Below are 17,678 nucleotides of genomic sequence, written 5' to 3' on the forward strand. Positions count from 1 at the left end.
AACTCATCGGCAAAACCACCCCGCCGGACGATCTACACCCCAGACTGCCGCCCACGACCAGCACGAGCACCCCGAAACGGGGTCACGCCACCCCTGTTGACCAGCCACTTCAAGATGGCGCAGCCACTCTGTTGCCCTGTTGCCCTGTTGCCCTGTGGCCATTGGCGGCGGTTGCCGGTGTGCGAGAGGTGGCGTGGGGCGTCATCCCTGCTGTGGCGTGTGTCGCGCTGGGTGTTGTGACTCGCGCCAACAAGGCGGTCCATGTCTTTGAAGAGGGCATCGTTTTCACCGGAATGTGGGGGCATGTGAAGCAGGTCGGTCCCTGGGCCGATGTGAGCGTGCGGGTGAAGAGGAGAGAGAAGAACGGGTTGGCCGGTGACGCTCGGTACACCAACGAGATCGTTCTTGCCGGTACGGGGCGCTTCGGCTTCGGCTCTCGGCAGGTTGGACGCAGCACGGAGCTCGTCCAAGCCTTGGCAGAGGCGACGGGCCGACCGGTCGAACCGATGATCGGCCCTGCTGTGTGACCGGCGATCCGCTCTCTGAAACTGCCCGGCCGGGCAAGCCGAAAGCCGCCTGCCGATCCTGTGGAAGATCATCGGCCGGTATGTTCTCCCGTACCGGGTCGTCAACGCGGCGGCCCCACAGGACGAGGGGGGACGCCATGGCCGCCAACGGCACGGCGCACGTACGCATCGCCCGGCCGTCGCTGGACCTGGCCGCGGCAGAACGCTTCTGGATCGGCGGCCTCGGCCTCGACGTGCTCTACCGCCACGACGGCGACGGCACACCGGGAGACCACTCCCTGCTCATGGCCGGCTGGCCCGACGCCGCCTGGCACCTGGAACTGGTGCACGACGCGAGCCTGCCGATCGGCCCCCGGCCGACAGCCGAGGACCTGCTCGTCGTCTACGTCGACGGCGAGATCCCGGCCGACCTGGTTGCGCGCTTGCTGGAGCACGGCGGCACCCGCGTCCCCGCGCACAATCCGTACTGGGACGAATGGGGTGTCACCATCGCGGACCCCGACGGGTACCGGCTGGTCCTCTCGACGCGCCAATGGTCCAACTCCTAGCCCCGCTCGACGCACTGAATTTCCCGCGGACACCGTGAGTGACCAACCCTGTTGGAACGTGCCAAGCACAAGAACGGCACCCAGGTCACGTTCGTACTGTTTCCGATCGGCTGACCTGCGACGGGTGCTGTCGGCCATCTCCGCGGCGCCGGGAGGTCGAGGGCGGCGAGCCGATCGCGCGGCACACCCGGACGGCTCGCTCATCCTGGCGTGCGTGTGCGCAAGGGCTGCCCCGGCCACACCGCACCAGGTATGCGGTCAGAGCGGTCCTGGCCGCGCAGAACGCGTCCGGCCGCCCCTGGCGAAGTAGGGGCGGCCGGACGTCGCTGCCCGCGCACGGCAACAAGGTCCGTGCCTCGAGAGCGGCCTGCGGGCGAAAGTCTGACGGCCCGGCCAGTACCGGTTCGGCACAGGGCCTCCCCGACCTGCCGGGGAGGCCCTGTGCCGTGCTGAACGACGTGTCACATGGGGATATCGTCGTCCCGTTCCCTGCCCCCGCGGCGGCCGGGCATGTCCTGGCCCGTACCCTCGCCCTGCTGCATGGACTTCTCCTGCAGGTGCCGGGCCTTGTCCTGGAGCTTCTTGCGCTCCTGCGGGTCGCTCGAGCGCTCCGCACGCTCACTCAGCTCCCGAACCTTGTCCTGCATCTGCTGCGCACGGCTGCCGGACTCATCTGCAACGCTCATCGTCACTCCTGGAAGAGAAGGATCTGGACACAACGCAGCAAATCACCACCCCGTGACATTCGCACTCCGTAGGGTCACTGTGCGCAGTCGCCGCAGGTGAGGTGACATAGCGCTGCGCCAGGCGGGGGGATGCCGAGGCGCCGTTCGACGGCAGTGACCCGGTGGCGCCGGCCGCGCGCTGCGATTTCCGTCAAGGTCGCGGGCTTTTCCCGCTGCTGCCCCAGGCGGTGGCGGCAGAACAAGGGAAGCCCCGGGGCGTAGACACCGGGGCGTAGAGGTCGGCTCCGTAGCGTCGTTCCCGTCGTTCCCGTTGGTCGAGGAGGATTTGAGCCCGCCTGCTGGCGCGGCGTTGCCCCGGACGCGTTCGAGCGGCCGGCGCGGCGGCGTGCGGCCACGAAGGGCGGTCTCGGGGGGTGGGCGCGGGCTTGTGAACAGGGTCGCCCATGTTCTTGCCGTGAACGCCCCTTTCAACGCGGCGCCGCGGTGTACGTTCGTCGCCGACGATGGCGGGCCATAGGCTGGAGTGGGCGTGGGCAGCGATATTCGCTATCGGGCGGAGCGGATCGCGCTGGCCCTGATGGCCGCATCTGGCATCGTGGTGCTGCTCGCCGACCTCTTCGGGTGGCTCGACGCGCTGGCTCCCGGGGGCGCGCTTCCGAAGGTCACGTTGCTCATCTTGAGCACGGTCACCGTGTTCCTCCTGCTGGAAATCGACCGCCTGAAGAAGCTCGACGATGTCCAGGCGCAACTCACCAAGCTGGATGACAACGTCCAGGCGCAGCTGTCCAAGCTGGATATCGACGCCGTCGCGCGGCAGCTCAAGCAGGAGCACTACGGCGGCGTGGTCAAGGTGCACGGGCGATTCCCCGAAGAGGAGTTCGCCAGGTTCGTGGAGGGCGCCGGTCAGGAGGTGACCATCCTGCAAACCTGGATCCCCAACCTGCACCATTTCAAGCGGGCGTTGGAGAAGGCGATCGTCGACCAGCGGGTCCCGGTGCGCATCTTACTGCTGCACCCGTCGTCGCCCGTGGCGGGGCTGCGCGACGAGGCATTGAGGACGGTGCGGGATCCCGCCCTCTCGGCGGACGTGAAGGCGAGCGTGGAAGGGTGCCTGGCCCGCCTCGCGGAGCTCCACTGGGGGGTTGGGGAGGAGGACCGGGCGCGGCTCCAGGTGCGGGTGTACAACTCCCTGCCGTCCATCGCCGTGTACAAGGCCGACGAGCACTTTCTGGTCAGCTCGTTTCTGCACGGCCAACTCGCCATCGACTCCACCCAGATCGAGATCGACGGCGGCGACACCGTGATGGGCCAGGAGGTCCAGCGGGAGCTGAACACACTATGGAGCATCGGCAGCGATGTGGATCTCTGTGACTGGCGCGCGTCGATCAGCACCATCAGCCTGTGAACCATGGAAAGGTACGGCCATGCGAGACCTGGACGAGTTCGAGGACACACTGATCGAGCGGTTCAAGGAGCATCCGGTACTGGCGAACATCACGCGGCTGCCGGACGAGGACTTCGCCGCGGTCCTGCTCCAGCGGCGCTTCGTGTCGCTCGCGTTCACTCCGTCCTATGACCTGGCGATCGACTTGCTGAGCGACGAGGCGGGGCTGCGGATCGCCCGGATCATCCTGCGCGAGGAGTACCCGGACAGCCACGGGCACACGCGCTCGCACCGCGAGGACATGACGGAGGATCTGCGCCGGCTCGGAGTCTCCAGGGCGGCCCTGGTGGGGACGAGGCCGACGGCTGCGACGAAGCGGGCCATCAACGACACCCTTGAGCTGATCGCTGACGCAGGCGGCCATGACAACGCCGACTTGCGACTGCTGACGATCCTGCGATTCTGGGGCGAGGTCCTGGTCTCCGTCGAGTACGGACGGTTGTGGGAGCGGATGGAGCCGCTGCTGACGCGCGATGGCGAGAACCGCTCACGCTTCTACTACCCGCACCACGTCCACGACGCGAAGACACACTCCCTCGCGACGGTGTCCTGTCTGTCCGGCACCCACTCCGATCGCCTGGCCACGAGGGTGACCGAACTCCTCGCCCGCGAGGAATCGACCGACTGCTTCAAGGAGTTGGAGGAGCGGGCCCTCCAGCTCAAGGTGAGCTTCTACGACCAGTTCCTGCCCGCGCTGGACCGCGTCGGGGTCTGAAACGGGAACGCGGTCAGCCGACCCCCGTGGTGCGACGGGGACGTTGATCCAGAAGATGGACCGCCAGCCGAGACCGCTGACCAGGAGCCCGCCCAGGACGGCCCGGCCGCCAGGCTCAGCCCAGCGACCGAACCCCGTACGCCCACCGCGCGCGCCCGGTCCTTCGGGGCCGGGAAGACGTTGACGATGATCGGCATTGCCACCGGGTTCAACAGCGAGCCCCTCGGTCCGAAAGATCTCGAAGGCCCAAGCGGTGAGCGCCTCCAACATTGGAGAGGCTGCCGCCCGCCATCACCAGGAGACGGCAGGGCGGCGAGCCGGTCGCGCGGGCGGGGACCGCCCGGGGCTGTGCGCCGTGTGGGAGGTATTCAGTCCTGTGGCAGCTCGGAGAGCTTGTAGAGCACCCAGGCCCACTTCCCGTCGTTGACCTCGGCGATGACGAACCGGTCTTCGTCGTCGAGCTGACGCAGGGCCGCCACACGGGCCTCGGTCAGCTTGGCCATGAGGTCGAGGTGGAAACGCGGTGGCAGCCTCGGCTGTCCATGGTGGAGACCGTCCTTCTCATCCACCACGGTCACCACCTCCTGCGAGGCGAGGTCGGCCACCACGATCTTGCTGCCGACGGTCGCCCGCACGTAACTGATCGTGTCGGCGCGAACCATCGTGGCCTCTTCGTCCAACCTCGAACCGGTGCTGTTCCGCAGCACCCAGACGTTCTTCTCCACGGTTTCCTCCGCTTGCTGGTCGTGTAGCCATCATCCCCGGTCACTTCTGACACACGGCCCCCGGCCGACGCCACGTACTCCTCGTACCAGCACCCGACGAGTGGCAACCGTCAGCGAACTCGCCGAGGCCGTCGGCCGCCCGACGAGCACGGTTGCGCGCGATCGAGGGCCGTTTCTACGGGCGCACCGCCCGCAACATCGACGTCGGCCCGGTACGCCCGGAGAACGTGGCCCCGCCACCCTCTTGAACGAATTCGACCAACTGCCACGCGAGGGGAACACGCCCGGCTCATCTCGCCTTTGGCTCGGCACCTAGCTCGGGGGTCGTGAGAGCTCAGCTCCCCGCGCTCTGCGGCGCCTTTGTGGCCTGAGCGTCGAGATCGGCGAAGAACCGGTCGACAATCGCGCTCGTGAGGACGACGTCCTCGACTGCCTCGCCGACGATCCGGCCAGCCAATTCAGTGGCCAAAGACGCCACGTCACCGCGCAGTTCAGTTTCGGCAAGGACACGATGCGCAGCGATCTGCTGCTGGCCCGCGGCCACCGTGGCCTCGCGTTCCCGCAGCCCTTCGGCTCGGATCTCGGCGATCAGCGTCGCGCCTTGCTCCACAGCATCGTGTCGCAGACGGGCTGCTTCATGACGAGCTTCGGCGATCTGTTTCTGGTATGCAGCGAGAGTGCGGGCGGCTTCGGCAGCAATGTCCTCGGCACGTTCCAGCCGGCCCTCGATCGCGTCGGCTCGATCGGAGAGGACCTTGTTGATCCGCGGCAGCAGAACTTTGGCCAGCACTCCGAAAACGACGAGGAATCCGAGCAGGCCTATCAGCAAATCCGCAAGCTTGGGCGTCAGGATGTCCATGATCGGACCCTACTCGGTGCGCCAACGTCCCTAGGTCCCGGTTCGGAGTTGTGCGTTTCATAGAGTTATGGCAGGCAGGCCATGGGAGGCGCTCGTCCTGTCGGAGGATGAGCGGCGGACGCTGGGGGCGTGCGCGTCGGCACAGGCCTGCAGGGCTTGGCTCAGCGGGCGCGCATCGCGCTGATGTGCGCGGTTGGGATGACGGCGAAGGCGGTGACCGCCGAGCGGATCACCCGTGAGACGGTCGGGTGGTGGAGGAGTCGCTTCGTCAGGGTTCGGTTCGCCGGCCTCAACGACGAGCCCGGGCCGGGTGTGTCGCCTCGATAACGGATGCACAGGTCGAGGAAGTCGTGGTCAGGACAGTGGAGGAGGTCCCCGAGGGGGCTACCCACTGGTCCAAGCGGGAGCCGGCCAAGGTGGTGGGGATATCGCCGACCAGTGTGCGGCGGATCTGGCGGGCTTTCGGCCTCCAGCCTTGGCTGGTGGATGAGTTCAAGGCGTCCACCGATCCGTTTCTGATCGACAAGGCCCGCGATGTGGTGGGGCCCCCGGCACACCCCGACCTACGCGTCGTGGTTGACGTCTTCCCTGCCCTAAGGTGGCCGGCGCGCCGCCGAAGGTGTGCGGGTCGGGGTCGGAGAGCACCGCGGTCATTTCTTCGGCGTGCTCGACGACGAGCGGCAGGAGAGCGAGCCGGCAACGGCTTCCGGCGCGGCACTGCCGGCGTGCGGAGGTAAGGAACCGCCGCCCACGGGAGGTGGGCGGCGGTCCGGGGCGGGCGCGATCCCGTCGCCCTGCGGTCCCGCGGCGACGGATCTGCCGCGGTGCCCGTGCGGAGTCAGCCGTCGATGCGGTGCTGGGTCCAGAACGACGTCAGGTCCGTGGTCGTGGCGGCCTGGGCAGCCGCCTTGAACTCGGCCGTGGTGGAGACGCCGTACCAGTGGGCCGTGGCGTAGTCCCTCAGCACCTTGGCCATGACCGTGTCGCCGAGGAGACGCCGCAGATCGTGCAGAGCGCACTTCCCGTAGCCGTAGACGACGGTGGAGTACCGCGAGGAGTTGGCGTCCCAGTAGGCCATGGAGTTGGTGATCTTCTCAGCCGCGGAGGCCCACGAGACGCTGTTCCAGCAGCCGGTGCCGGTCTTGTTCAGCGCGAGATCGGTGGCGTAGTCGGTGAACGCCTCGTCCAGCCAGGGGCTGGTGTACTCGTCGTCGCCGACGATTCCGTACCACCACTGGTGACCGATCTCGTGGGTGAGTGCGGTGGTGCTCACCAGGTCGAGTACGAACCCGGGATATTCCATGCCGCCGAACCAGAAGTTGTTGTCGATCACGGCGTCCAGTTCACCGTAGGGGTAGGCGCCGAACCTCGAGGCGTGGGCGTCGACGGCGGACTTGGCGGTGGTGAGCATCGACTGGGCGCTGGCCGAGCTGATACCCGAGACCGAATAGACGTTGACCGGTGTTCCGGAGGCCGAGGTGCCGGAGATCTTGCTGAACGGGCCTGCGGCCCAGGCGAACTCACGCACCTTGGTGGCCGTGGCGGTGGTGATCGTGCGTCCGCTGGAGCCCGGAGTGTCGGTCGAGGCGCCGGTGGCCGGTATGAGCAGGCCGCTCGGGTGGTCGAGGGTGACGGCGAAGTCGGAGGCCAGGGCGTAGAACGACTCGCCGTTGTTGGTGTACGGGTCGAGATGCCAGCCGGCGGAGTCCTTCACCGCGAGTACGGGCAGCGCGTTGCCGATGAAGCTGAACGCTCCGTCGTAACCGAAGCGGTCGGCTCCGCTGGGGACCGTGATGCCGAGGTCGAAGCCGATCGTGGCCTTCTGGCCCTGGGCCAGCGGACCCGGCAGGGCGACCCTGAGGGCCGTGCAGCCGACCGAGAGGCTGCCCGCGGTGCCACCGGTGACGTTGCTGACCGTGATGGGCATGCCGGCGCAGGTGCCGTGGGCGTTGTCCCACAGCCTCAGGTACACCTCGCTGAGCGCGGTGGCGGAGGCGTTGGTGAAGGTCGCGCTCTCGTGGCCGGTCCAGACCGTGCCGCTCGTGTTGCTGGTCAGGCTGACGGTGTAGGCGGGTGATGCCGGGGTGCGGGTGGGATCCCCCGTCGGAGGCGGCGTGGTGTCGGAGGTGTTGAGGGCGACGTCGTCGACGACGAAGCTGGTCTGGAGGCTGGAATCCTCGGTGCCGGTGAAGGCGAGCGCCACGGTCTGGCCCGCGAACGCCGAGACGTCGAACGACTTCTGCACGTAGCCGGTGTTCTTGTTGAGATTGGAGTACGTCGCCAGCGTCGTGCTGCCGATCTTCGCCGTGAGCTTGTCGTACGCCGTGGAAGAGGTCGTCTCGGTGGTGTCGATGTGCAGCCAGAAGGTGAGGGTGGCGGTGCTGCATCCGGAGGGGACCGTGACGCTCTGCGAGAGCGTGTCGGTGTGCGTACTGCCGACGCCGTTCAGCCAGGCGAAGTACGTGCCGGCGTGAGCGGTCTGGCCCGTGCGATTGGTGATCACACCGGACGACTGGCTCCAGGGCGAAGTGCCGTTCTCGAAGCCTCCGTTGGAGACCACCTGGGTCGGCGTGCAGGTGGCGGCCTGGCGGCCGGCGGGGGCCACGGCCGTCGCCGTGGTGGCGGGAAGCGTGACGGCGGCCAAAGCTGCGACGGCGAGCGCGCTCGCTGCGACGGCCTTGTGGGGGGAGCGTCTCACGCGGAACTCCTTTACGGCGGCCGGGGTTCCCGGCCTGCTCGATGGCGGCCCGTTCGGCTGGGTGTGCCGAAGGGCAGTTGCGGGCTGTGCGAACGGGGTTGCGCCGTTCTTGTGGGGGGATATCGCCGTTACTCCGGCGCTCGGGGCGACGGCTGCCGGAAGCGTGCCAGAATTGACCCAGACATGCCACCAACTTGGGAGATTTAGTGGTCGGACCCCTGGCGTATGGCGCGGAACCGGACAATGACGGCCGGTACGGAACGACCCGCTCCCGGCGCCGGCCGGGAGCGGGTCGTGAGGGGGATGACTCCCAGGGGTCAGCCCACGCGCTCGATCCGGGCGTGGCGGATGAGGAACTTCCCAGGCTCACGAACCTGTTCGAACGCCGCGTTGTTGAGCAGGAGGCAACTGCCTGACGGGGACGTGATGGATACGGTCGTCGACTAGTTGTTGTCCAGGTTCGTCACCTTCACCTTGGTCCCCGCGGGGAACTGGTTGCTGGATGCCGACGGCGCGCCGCCCTCGCCGGACAGCGCTACCGTCGATCCCGGGCAGACGACCTCTCCGGCGGGCTGGGCGGCACCTTGGCCCTTACCCGGATCCTGCGTCTGCGCTCCGGTCGCAGGGTTCGCCTTCATGCCCGGATCGGGCACCACGGTCACGACCGGCGGGGCGCCCGCAGCGCCCGCAGGGCCCGTAGCGCCACTACCGCCACCGCCACTGGCGCAGCCGGTTGCCCTCTGCTGAACTCCGATCTGCGCTATCACCGCCTGTCGGTTGGCGATCCGGGCCGCCGACTGGGCATCGGGGTTGGCCCGCTGCGCGGCGATGAAGTTCTGGTTGTTGCGCAGTGCGGTGGCCAGTCCGTCGCATGCCACCGATGCCTGGCTGGTGCCGGTCGTGGCGATGGCGACGCCACCCACCAGCGCCGCGGCACCGACGAGGAGGGCGATCTTCTTGCTCGGGCTGACTGTTCTCTTTCGGGACACGCATGACTCCTGTCCTCGATCTTGAACTACTCGGATCAGGTCCGATTGCCGCTGAGTACGCCGAGGACCGCGGTCGTGTTCAGAGCCTGTTCAAACTTGTCCGCAGATGCCAAAGCGCAGTGCCGCGTCCGTTCGACCGCGGTCCGGTCAAGGGCCAGGCCTTACGTACCTAGACGGGTACGTACCCACCCGGGTATGTTGGAGCTATGGACACCGTGCTGCAGGCGCTGTCGGACGAGAGCCGGCGGACAGTACTTGAGGCTTTGAAAGGTGGTCCAGCCACCGTCAGTGAGCTGGCAGCCCTGCTGCCGATCGCTCGCCCAGGGGTCTCGCGGCACCTTCGGGTACTGCGAGAGGCGGGACTTGTCGAGGTGCACCGCGAAGCGCAGTGGCGTGTCTACACGCTGCGTCCCGAGCCACTGGCCGAGGTTCACGAATGGCTTGACCGCTACCGGGCGCTGTGGGAGCAGCGTCTGGATGCCTTGCACACCGAAGTCGCCCGGGGAAAACACGAACGAGGGAGCACGAGATGACCAATGACGCGCGAGCTAACACCCGCATTGTGGGCAGCCTGCGATCCGCGGACGGCAAGGGCGCGGTTCGGATGGAGGACCGCTATGACACGGACATCGACGACCTGTGGTCGGCGCTGACCGACCCCTACCGCCTCGCGCGCTGGATCGCTGAGGTGCAGGGCGACCTGCGCCTCGGTGGCGAGTTCCAAGCCCGCTTCACCAGCGGCTGGGACGGGCCAGGGCGGGTGGAGGTCTGCGAACCCCCACGGCGGCTGCTGCTGGCGATGAACCCCGGCCAGCAGGACGAGACGGTCATCGAGGCCCTGCTGGCCGCCGAGGGTGACCGGACCCGCCTCGTGATAGAGGAGCGCCACCTGCCCCTCGACGAGCTCGCCGCGCACGGAGCGGGGTGGCAGGCGCACGTCGAGGATCTCGCCGCGCATGTCGCAGGAAGTGAGCCGGGCGACTGGCGCAGCCGGTGGACTGAGCTCACCCCGTCGTACCAGGACCTGGCCGCCGACCTCACATGACGGAACAGGCCGACAGAGCCACCCACATGGCGTTCCTGCGCGCACAACGCCGGAGCGTCCTCGCTATCGTCGAGGGCCTCGATGAAGACGGCGTCCGGCAGGTCGCCGTGCCCAGCGGATGGACGCCCGTGGGGATCATCGAGCATCTCGGACACGCCGAGCGGTTCTGGTTCCAGCAGGTCCTCACCGGCCAAGCGGCCACGCCGGTCCGGCCGCCGGCAGGTGGGGGTGTGGGGTGGCCGTCGGTGAACTCTGCTGCGTCGCAGGGTGTGGTGGGGGACTGGGGCGGTAGTTGATCAGGGTGTGGCCGGCGCAATCACCGGCTCAGCCGTTCGGCGAGGAAGGTGTCGATCGCGCCGCGGACCATGGCGCCGTCGGATTCGTCGAGCAGCGTCAGAGCGTGTGCACCGCCGGGGATCTGCAGAACGGTCTCCGGTCCGCTGTGTGCCGCGGCGATGGCCGCGCTCGTGCCCGGCGGGAAGACCGCGTCGTCATCGCTGCTGATGAGCAGGATCGGGCCGCGATACGTGCTGAGCGAGGCGATCGTCGGGAATCCCTCGTCGGGGGAGGGGCCGCCGCTGACCGAGAACACGCCGCCGTGCTGGGTCCCGTCGATGCGGCGATGCCCAGCGCGACCAGTACGCGGCGGGAGAATCCGCCGAGCACGATCGTGTGGGCGCCGTCGGCGAGCAGTTGCTGCCCGGCTGCCTGCATCGCCTGGCTGTAGGGCGTTGTCCAGTCGAAGACGGCGACGTGATACCCCTTCGACACCAGTTGACGGGCGAAGGGGACGGTCTGGCAGATGTCGCCGTTGGCCTGTGCGCCCACCACGACGCCGCGTGGACCCGATCCCAGGACCAGGATCGGGGTCACACCGCCGGGCCGAGCGGCGTGGAGATAACGACCCTCCGCGGGACCGACGCAGGAAGGGCGGGTGACCCGGCTGCCCCGCTGCGTCGGTGGGCCCTGCGACCGTGCTCGGCGCCGCGGCCGGCGCGCTGTTCGCCGACGACGTGCCCACGGCCGGGCTGGAGGTGCCCGCACACGCCGCCAGTACACCCATCAACGAAAGTGACAGGACGAAACCGCATGCCCCGCACCGGATCCTGCGCCGCGCCGATGCGGTTGTTACCCGTGACCTCATCTGTTGCCTCCCCGTCCCACGTTGGCAGCAGGCTAGGGCGACGGTCGCCGGTGGTCTTGGAAGCAATTGACCGGATCATCGCGCTCGCTTCACGAACCGCGAGCGCGATGAGCCGCCAGGAGCATCCCGGGGGAAGAACCGCCCAACGCCCGGAAATCCCGGCTGAGGTGCGCCTGGTCGCAGTAGCCGGCCGCCAGAGCCGTCCCGGTCACCGAGGCACCGGTCCGGGTCAGCAGGTCCATGGCATGCTCGAAACGCAGCACACGGGCCATCTGCTTGGGTGTCACCCCGATCTCGTCCCGGAACCGTGCGATGAAATGTCGGTGGCTCATGCCGGATTCCGCCACCAGATGCTCGATCCTGGCGGTCCCGTTGGTGGCCCGCAGCACCTGCCAGGCCTGCGCCACCGCGGTCGACGGCGACCTGCCCAGGGCGATCCGCATCGCCAGCTCCGTGCGCACCAGCGCGAACCTCTCCGGCCAGGTTGCCGCCGCCTCCAGGCGCTCGGTCAGCTACACACCGTCCCCGCCCAGCAGCGACGGCAGATCCACCAGCACATCGGTCAACTCGTGCAGGGGCAGACCGAACAGGGCGGCAGCGGCCAGCGGGCTGAGCTGCACGTGAAGGCCGTACTGGTGCCCCAACCGCTCGGTGGGTGACGATTCGGTCTGCAGGCCGGTGACGAAGGAGCGGGCCGTGCGTACGCCCGCGTCGTGGTCCGACAGGAGCCGCAGCGGATCCCCGAAGCCGAACATCAACGTGACGTGCCGTGATGGCAGTTCCCGCCAGCGCACCGGCGCAGCGAACCTCTTGGAGAAGCCGGCACACCGCACCGCGTATCGCGCCGAACCCAGCCCCGGCACCGGGATACGAAGTTCGGTGGCGGTCGCTACGGCATGAGTCAGCCCCCCGGCCACGATCACACCCTTCGCGGCGGCGCGGATCGTCGAGCGGAGGCATGGGCGGCGCGAGGACCGGGACGGCCGGCAACGAGGTTGCTTTGGTGGTCCGCGCCGTGCGCGACAAGCCGACACGGCCGATGGTTGTTCCGCATCACCGCACCCTAGGGGCGGCCAACTGCCACGGAAAGATTCACGAGCGCCCAGTACATCCCTGCGCGCCTCCACCGGCCCCTGCCCCCGTCGTCGGCCCGAAATCCTTCGTGTGGGCACGCCGCACGCAGGTCGCCGGGCAAGCACCCTGGGCTTGCCCGGCCGGGCCAACGCAAGGCCACGATCAACGAATGGCTCCGGTGATCACTTGTGAACACGGGCCAACGATGACTCATCGTTGACATTATGCAGGTAACTACCTGCATAATGGAACCATGAGCCTCGAAGCGAGAGCGATGGACTCGGCTTTCAAAGCGCTGGCCGACCCCACCCGACGACGCCTGCTTGACCGTCTGCGCGAGCACAACGGCCAGACGCTGCGCGAGCTGTGCGAACGCTTGGACATGGCGCGCCAGTCGGCGACACAGCATCTCGACATCCTTGAGCGGGCCAACCTCGTGACCGTCGTGCGCCGCGGACGGGAACGGCTTCACTACCTCAACCCGGTGCCGATCCACGAGATCGAGGAGCGCTGGATCTCGGGGTTCGACAAGCCCCGCCTGCAAGGGATCAGTGCCATCAAGAACCAAGCAGAGGAGTACGCCATGACCAATGAACCCACATCCGTGCCGACCTACGTCTATGTCACCTACATCCGCGCAAGCGCGGAGCAGGTGTGGCAAGCCTTGACGGACGCGGACCTGACGGCGCGCTACTGGGGACACGCCAACGTTTCGGACTGGCAGCCGGGCTCGTCCTGGGAGCACCAGCGCGTCGACGGGTCAGGCGTTGTCGATGTCGTCGGTCGAGTGATCAAGGCCGAGCCCCCGACGCGCTTGGTCATCACCTTCGAGGACGACCTTGGCGCCGCATCGTCAAGAGAACCGTCGGTTGTCACCTTTCTTGTCGAACCGCACCACGACATCGTCCGTCTCACCGTGACCCACGAGAATCTCGCCAACCCGGCGATGCTCAGCGGCATTTCGCACGGATGGCCGGCCGTGTTGGCGAACCTCAAGTCGCTGCTCGAGACCGGCGAGGTCCTCCCGCAGGCGCCATGGGAGATGTCTCACTCGCACGCCTGAGACGGCGGTCGCCACCGCCCTTCCCGTTTGCACTCCGCGCACGACGACAGAAAGAAGCGGACATGACGGACACCACCCCCCTTCGGGACGCCTACCGCGCGCTGCTGGACGCTGCTGCCACGGTGGCTGAGTCCGGCGACACGAGCCCAGTTCCGCCGACCGGCGAGTGGAACGCTGACCAGATTCTGGCGCACGTCGCCATCGTCAATGCCGTCACCATCGCCGCCGTCTCCTGTGTCGCTTCGGGAGCAAACACGACGTACGACAATCGCGTTGCGCTCGACACCTGGACCATCGAACGCGTCATCGCGCTCGCTGGCGGCAACGCGGGGCTTCGGGACCGCATCCGTCTCCAAGGGGACGCCCTCTGCGCACTGGGCGGACCGATGCTGAGCGAGGCCGAACTCGACACACTGGTGCCCACCTTGCTCCTGTCCAACGACATGGTCCTGGTCGATCAGCCCGTGCCGCTGCGGGACCTCGTCATGGGCCTCGCAGACGTGGAGCTGCCCGGCCACACGGAACAGCTCCTGGCCCTACTGCCGGAAGGCGCCGGGGCCGAAGCCGCAAAGTGATCCTCCGGCGTGTGGCGACGGACAGTGTCCACGAGCGGCGATCGGTGTGGCGCGATGCCCCCGATGAGTGCCTGCTGTTGTCGAGCCCGGACGGCTCTGCGTTCCCGAAGCTACTGCGAACCGACGAGTAGCTCTCTGTGACGGCGCTGGCTGTGGGTGGAGCTGGCGGTGTCCCGTTCGTGTCACTGCGAGTGTCGGCACATGACCGTCTGCGGTCACGTGCCGGCGGTCACGAACCCGCAGGTGACCAGTGCCGAGATCCCGTGTCGCCCCGTCCGGCTGCGGGACGGGCGGCCTGAGGCGTCTCTCTCATGCTGTTCACATGTGCGTGCTCGTACGGTGGATGTGTGCGGGCGCTGGTGGTCGAGGACGAAGTTCGCACAGCGGGTCTGCTGCAGCGCGGGCTGTGCGAGGAGGGGTATGCCGTCGATGTCGTCGTGAGCGGCCCGGAGGCCGTGTGGCAGGCAGCGGAAGTCCCTTACGACGTGATCGTGCTGGATGTCATGCTGCCGGGGATCGACGGCTTCGAGGTGTGCCGCAGTTTGCGGGCCCAAGGATGCTGGGCGCCGGTGCTGATGCTGACCGCCCGGGACGCGGTCACCGACCGGGTCCATGGGCTGGACGCGGGTGCTGATGACTATCTGACCAAGCCGTTCAGTTTCGCGGAGCTGTTCGCCCGGCTGCGCGCGCTGGTCCGCCGGGGTGCGCAGGAGCGGCCCGCGCTCCTGCGTGTCGGGGATCTGCGGCTGGACCCGGCCGGCCGGCGGGTGTGGCGCGGGCAGGCGGAGGTGCGGCTGTCGCCGAAGGAGTTCGCGCTGCTGGAGCTGTTCGTACGGCATGCGGGCGATGTGCTGACCCGCACCAGGATTTTGGAGCACGTGTGGGACTTCGCTTACGACGGGGTGTCCAACGTCGTCGATCAGTATGTGGCGTATATGCGCCGCAAGGTCGACGAGCCGGGTGAGGAGTCCCATTTGGAGACCGTTCGCGGCGCGGGTTACCGGCTGCGGGCCCCGGCGCCCGCGAAGAGCGGATGAGGCGTCATGCCATTGCGGTGGCGGCTGGCGCTGCTGTTCGCCCTGGGCACCGCGGTGGTGATCGCCACGGCCGGACTCCTCTTCGTGCATCAACTGACGGCGGCCCTGAACTCCTCGCTGGACACCGCGCTGCGCGCGCGGGCCGACGCACAGGTGGTGCGCCTGGCCTCCTCCGGACCGCTCCCACCCCTGGTACCGGCCCCTCCGCAGAGCCAGGACGGCAGTGTGCAGGGCGACCAGCAGGGCCAGCATCCGGTGTCCGACGAGGTGGCACAGGTGCTGTCACCCGGCGGAGCGGTGCTTGAATCCAGTGATCCGGGTATGCGTCAACCGCTGCTGAACGCAAGCCAGCTGCAGGTGGCCACGCGCGGCCCCGGGCGGTTCACTGCCACCGTGGAGGGAGAGGGATTCCGATTGCTGGCGGTGCCGGCCCGCAACGCTTCCCAGCCGGTCGTCGTCGTGGTCGGCGCCGGCACCCAGATCGTGGATGCCGCCACGGCACGGACCAGCACCGCGCTCTGGCTGGCCGGGCCGCCGGCCGTCGCGCTCGCCGGTCTCGGCGCCTATCTATTGGCCGGCGCCGCACTGCATCCGGTGGAACGCATGCGCCGTCACCTGGCGGACATCTCCGGGTGCGACACCGGCGCCCGCCTGCGAGTGCCGTCGAGGGTGCCGTCCGCCGTCGCTGCGGCCGTTGAACGCGTCGGCCTTGGCGAAAAGGCGAAGGCCAAGCTGCGGACGCTCTCCGGCGGCATGCTCCGCCGCGTCGGTATCGCACAGGCCATCGTCAACGAGCCTGAGCTGCTGCTGCTCGACGAGCCGACGGCCGGGCTGGACCCCGAGCAGCGCGTCACCTTCCGGACGCTGCTTCGCGACCTCGGCCGGACCTCGACCGTCGTCGTCAGCACGCACCTTGTGGAGGACGTCGGCGCCGCCTGCTCGCACGTCGTGCTGATGTACGACGGGAAGTTCGCCTTCCGCGGAACCCCGGCCGAGTTGGTGGCCCGAGGGGACGAGAACAGTGCCGGCGACGCGCCGCTGGAGCGCGGATACAGCGCGGTTCTGTCCGGAGCCCGGTCGTGACGGCCGCCACGGCGGTCGCGGAGCGGCGTCCGACACCGGAGAAGTACGGAAGCGCGTTCCGGCTGGCGTCGGGGCGGATGTTCCGGCTGGAGCTGCGGCACAGTCCGATGCTGTACATGATCCTGATCGGCGCGTTCCTGTTCTGGTTCGACACCTATCGCAGCAGCATGATGCTCGACCCGACGTGGGGCTCGCGCACCCTGCTCGTTCGGCAGGGCACCGCACTTGAGGACTTCGCCCCGTTCGTGGCGGGCTTCGCCGCTTGGACGGGAGCCCGCGACGGCCGCCGAAACACGGCCGAGCAGATCGGTATCACCGCGCTGCCGCGCTGGGCGGGCCGGCTGAGTACGTGGGCCGCGGCGACCTTCTGGGTGGTGCTGACCCACGTCGTCTGCATGACAGTCCTGTACGCGGCGATCGCCTCGCAGGCCACCGGAGGCTCGGCGCCGTGGCGGCCCGTCGCCGTCGACATCGCCGGCCTGATCGCCATGTCCGCGGTCGGCTTCGGAGCCGGGGTGGCGCTGCCCAGCAGGTTCACCGCGCCGCTGGTCGCGATCACCGTATTCCTGGCCCTCACGGTGACGCGAGACGGCAAGGGCTCTCGTGAGCTGGTCCGTGCTGGACGAGTGGACGACGCGGCGGCCGGATGGGGACCATGCGGTCCGGTCCGAGATACCGGCCGTCGCGCGCCACCATAAGACGGAGCGGTGAGCGAGGTCGTCCCGACGAGCAGACGAACGTCCAGCGCGCTTGCCCGAAGCGGACACGCAGGCGCGGGGAGTCTGGGGGATCAGTCCGGTGGGGGCTGGTCCGGGGCGGACAGCGGAGCGGTGGCCGTCGGCGGCCAGGCGGGCTGCCCGTGGCGCTGCCTGCCGGGCCGGTACGGCAGGACGGGAGCTGCCCCGCCGGTGGCCCAACCCACCGAGCCGGATCGCGCAGGAGCCCTTAGCGTCGAATCTGACCCATTAACCCCCAAAATTGGGAGTTTGACCGTGAAGAAGGTATTTGCTCGCAGTGCCGCTGTCGCCGTCCTGTCCGCCGCTGCCATGGTGTCACTGGGCGGTACGGCCCATGCCGCGGCCCCCCAGGTGGCGCCCGCTGCCATGATCCTGGCGGCCGGCGACCACCACCACGAGGGCGGCCGTGACAACCAGGGCCGTGAAGACGAGGACGGGGACGAGCACGGGGATGACGGCCGTTGGTGTGACGACGACAGCGACCACCACGGCGACGACAAGGGCGGCAGCCACCACCAGGGCAACTACCGCAACCACCACGAAGGCAACTACGGCGGCTACAACCGTGGCGGCCTTCTCGGCCTCGGTCTGCTGGGCATCCTCTAGGAGCGTGGGTCGGTATCGGGTAGTCGTCCGGGGTGATGGTGGTCAGCGGGATCGGTGGCGGCCGCCTGGTCTGTGCCGGTCGGCCGAGGTCGGGGTGTTCTGGCCCCGGGAGGCTCTCGTGGA

At 68.4% G+C, this 17,678-nt stretch carries 20 protein-coding genes and 2 pseudogenes; 13 read left to right on the forward strand and 9 right to left on the reverse strand.

All coding sequences use genetic code 11. The features are described 5' to 3' along the window. Nucleotides 1-527 (forward strand): hypothetical protein (locus QMK24_RS38060; RefSeq protein WP_283471473.1); only part of this gene is annotated, 527 nt, incomplete at its 5' end. Between the two features lie 137 nt (nt 528-664). Beyond that, a complete protein-coding gene (locus QMK24_RS38065) occupies nt 665-1,075 on the forward strand; it encodes a VOC family protein (RefSeq protein WP_283471474.1) in 411 nt (136 codons plus the stop codon). A gap of 461 nt (nt 1,076-1,536) precedes the next feature. Here QMK24_RS38065 and QMK24_RS38070 read toward each other — a convergent pair whose 3' ends face one another. Beyond that, nucleotides 1,537-1,761: a DUF6381 family protein gene (locus QMK24_RS38070; protein WP_283471475.1), complete on the reverse strand. Its 225-nt coding sequence runs from the start codon at nt 1,759-1,761 to the stop codon at nt 1,537-1,539. 529 nt (nt 1,762-2,290) lie between these two features. Here QMK24_RS38070 and QMK24_RS38075 point away from each other — a divergent pair. Both QMK24_RS38075 and QMK24_RS38080 read left to right on the forward strand, forming a co-directional pair. Further along, nucleotides 2,291-3,166: a hypothetical protein gene (locus QMK24_RS38075; RefSeq protein WP_283471476.1), complete on the forward strand. Its 876-nt coding sequence runs from the start codon at nt 2,291-2,293 to the stop codon at nt 3,164-3,166. A gap of 19 nt (nt 3,167-3,185) precedes the next feature. Next, entirely contained in the window at nt 3,186-3,920 is a 735-nt protein-coding gene (locus QMK24_RS38080) for a hypothetical protein (RefSeq protein ID WP_283471477.1), read from the forward strand. Between the two features lie 33 nt (nt 3,921-3,953). Here the strand turns inward: QMK24_RS38080 and QMK24_RS38085 are convergent. The 5 genes and pseudogenes from QMK24_RS38085 to QMK24_RS38110 all read right to left on the reverse strand — a co-directional run. Then, nucleotides 3,954-4,141, reverse strand: a pseudogene (locus tag QMK24_RS38085) (MFS transporter); the annotation flags it as partial. 147 nt (nt 4,142-4,288) lie between these two features. Continuing rightward, nucleotides 4,289-4,645: a hypothetical protein gene (locus QMK24_RS38090; RefSeq protein ID WP_283471478.1), complete on the reverse strand. Its 357-nt coding sequence runs from the start codon at nt 4,643-4,645 to the stop codon at nt 4,289-4,291. 334 nt (nt 4,646-4,979) lie between these two features. Beyond that, nucleotides 4,980-5,504, reverse strand: coding sequence for a F0F1 ATP synthase subunit B (locus tag QMK24_RS38095; protein ID WP_283471479.1), 525 nt, complete (start codon nt 5,502-5,504; stop codon nt 4,980-4,982). A gap of 838 nt (nt 5,505-6,342) precedes the next feature. Further along, nucleotides 6,343-8,202 (reverse strand): M1 family aminopeptidase, encoded by a 1,860-nt coding sequence (locus QMK24_RS38105; protein ID WP_283471480.1) that lies wholly within the window; start codon nt 8,200-8,202, stop codon nt 6,343-6,345. Nucleotides 8,203-8,519: 317 nt separating this feature from the next. Beyond that, a pseudogene (locus tag QMK24_RS38110) lies at nt 8,520-9,191 on the reverse strand (SCO2207 family protein). A 206-nt stretch (nt 9,192-9,397) separates the two neighbouring features. On the opposite strand from QMK24_RS38110, the gene QMK24_RS38115 reads away from it, so the two are divergent. The 3 genes from QMK24_RS38115 to QMK24_RS38125 are packed head-to-tail and all read left to right on the forward strand — an operon-like array spanning nt 9,398 to nt 10,532. Next, complete coding sequence (locus tag QMK24_RS38115; RefSeq protein WP_283471481.1) at nt 9,398-9,724, forward strand: ArsR/SmtB family transcription factor; 327 nt, start codon at nt 9,398-9,400, stop codon at nt 9,722-9,724. After that, on the forward strand, nt 9,721-10,236 hold the full coding sequence (locus tag QMK24_RS38120) for an SRPBCC family protein (RefSeq protein ID WP_283471482.1): 516 nt from the start codon (nt 9,721-9,723) through the stop codon (nt 10,234-10,236). Before QMK24_RS38115 ends, QMK24_RS38120 begins: the two co-directional genes overlap by 4 nt. Nucleotides 10,237-10,262: 26 nt before the next feature. After that, nucleotides 10,263-10,532 (forward strand): mycothiol transferase, encoded by a 270-nt coding sequence (locus QMK24_RS38125; RefSeq protein ID WP_283471483.1) that lies wholly within the window; start codon nt 10,263-10,265, stop codon nt 10,530-10,532. 20 nt (nt 10,533-10,552) lie between these two features. Here QMK24_RS38125 and QMK24_RS38130 read toward each other — a convergent pair whose 3' ends face one another. From QMK24_RS38130 to QMK24_RS38140, 3 genes are all read right to left on the reverse strand, one after another. Next, nucleotides 10,553-10,828 (reverse strand): alpha/beta fold hydrolase, encoded by a 276-nt coding sequence (locus QMK24_RS38130; protein ID WP_283471484.1) that lies wholly within the window; start codon nt 10,826-10,828, stop codon nt 10,553-10,555. A 641-nt stretch (nt 10,829-11,469) separates the two neighbouring features. Beyond that, on the reverse strand, nt 11,470-11,841 hold the full coding sequence (locus tag QMK24_RS38135; protein ID WP_283471485.1) for a helix-turn-helix domain-containing protein: 372 nt from the start codon (nt 11,839-11,841) through the stop codon (nt 11,470-11,472). Between the two features lie 51 nt (nt 11,842-11,892). After that, complete coding sequence (locus tag QMK24_RS38140) at nt 11,893-12,297, reverse strand: DUF6597 domain-containing transcriptional factor (protein ID WP_283471486.1); 405 nt, start codon at nt 12,295-12,297, stop codon at nt 11,893-11,895. Between the two features lie 431 nt (nt 12,298-12,728). Between QMK24_RS38140 and QMK24_RS38145 the strand changes: the two genes are divergently transcribed. The 6 genes from QMK24_RS38145 to QMK24_RS38170 all read left to right on the forward strand — a co-directional run bounded on the left by QMK24_RS38145 (nt 12,729) and on the right by QMK24_RS38170 (nt 17,555). After that, nucleotides 12,729-13,517 carry an ArsR/SmtB family transcription factor gene (locus QMK24_RS38145; protein WP_283471491.1) on the forward strand — a complete coding sequence of 263 codons (789 nt, stop codon included), beginning with the start codon at nt 12,729-12,731 and terminating at the stop codon, nt 13,515-13,517. Nucleotides 13,518-13,579: 62 nt separating this feature from the next. Further along, nucleotides 13,580-14,092, forward strand: coding sequence for a hypothetical protein (locus QMK24_RS38150; RefSeq protein WP_283471487.1), 513 nt, complete (start codon nt 13,580-13,582; stop codon nt 14,090-14,092). Between the two features lie 347 nt (nt 14,093-14,439). Continuing rightward, nucleotides 14,440-15,129, forward strand: a complete 690-nt coding sequence (locus tag QMK24_RS38155) for a response regulator transcription factor (RefSeq protein ID WP_283471488.1) — start codon at nt 14,440-14,442, stop codon at nt 15,127-15,129. Nucleotides 15,130-15,135: 6 nt separating this feature from the next. Further along, on the forward strand, nt 15,136-16,212 hold the full coding sequence (locus QMK24_RS41620) for an ATP-binding cassette domain-containing protein (protein WP_349307954.1): 1,077 nt from the start codon (nt 15,136-15,138) through the stop codon (nt 16,210-16,212). Further along, nucleotides 16,209-16,910, forward strand: coding sequence for a hypothetical protein (locus QMK24_RS38165; protein WP_283471489.1), 702 nt, complete (start codon nt 16,209-16,211; stop codon nt 16,908-16,910). Before QMK24_RS41620 ends, QMK24_RS38165 begins: the two co-directional genes overlap by 4 nt. Nucleotides 16,911-17,204: 294 nt before the next feature. After that, nucleotides 17,205-17,555 carry a hypothetical protein gene (locus tag QMK24_RS38170; protein ID WP_283471490.1) on the forward strand — a complete coding sequence of 117 codons (351 nt, stop codon included), beginning with the start codon at nt 17,205-17,207 and terminating at the stop codon, nt 17,553-17,555. The last annotated feature ends 123 nt before the right edge of the window (nt 17,556-17,678 follow it).

Origin of the sequence: Streptomyces sp. PH10-H1, from assembly GCF_030063355.1 — a bacterium.
GTDB lineage: Bacteria > Actinomycetota > Actinomycetes > Streptomycetales > Streptomycetaceae > Actinacidiphila.

Excerpts from the sequence above, each read along its gene's own strand:
- QMK24_RS38115 (WP_283471481.1), top strand. The coding sequence starts at position 9,398 with ATGGACACCGTGCTGCAGGCGCTGTCGGACGAGAGCCGGCGGACAGTA.
- QMK24_RS38150 (WP_283471487.1), top strand. The coding sequence starts at position 13,580 with ATGACGGACACCACCCCCCTTCGGGACGCCTACCGCGCGCTGCTGGAC.
- QMK24_RS38080 (WP_283471477.1), top strand. The coding sequence starts at position 3,186 with ATGCGAGACCTGGACGAGTTCGAGGACACACTGATCGAGCGGTTCAAG.
- QMK24_RS38095 (WP_283471479.1), bottom strand. The coding sequence starts at position 5,504 with ATGGACATCCTGACGCCCAAGCTTGCGGATTTGCTGATAGGCCTGCTC.
- QMK24_RS38120 (WP_283471482.1), top strand. The coding sequence starts at position 9,721 with ATGACCAATGACGCGCGAGCTAACACCCGCATTGTGGGCAGCCTGCGA.
- QMK24_RS38070 (WP_283471475.1), bottom strand. The coding sequence starts at position 1,761 with ATGAGCGTTGCAGATGAGTCCGGCAGCCGTGCGCAGCAGATGCAGGAC.
- QMK24_RS38125 (WP_283471483.1), top strand. The coding sequence starts at position 10,263 with ATGGCGTTCCTGCGCGCACAACGCCGGAGCGTCCTCGCTATCGTCGAG.
- QMK24_RS41620 (WP_349307954.1), top strand. The coding sequence starts at position 15,136 with ATGCCATTGCGGTGGCGGCTGGCGCTGCTGTTCGCCCTGGGCACCGCG.
- QMK24_RS38145 (WP_283471491.1), top strand. The coding sequence starts at position 12,729 with ATGGACTCGGCTTTCAAAGCGCTGGCCGACCCCACCCGACGACGCCTG.
- QMK24_RS38065 (WP_283471474.1), top strand. The coding sequence starts at position 665 with ATGGCCGCCAACGGCACGGCGCACGTACGCATCGCCCGGCCGTCGCTG.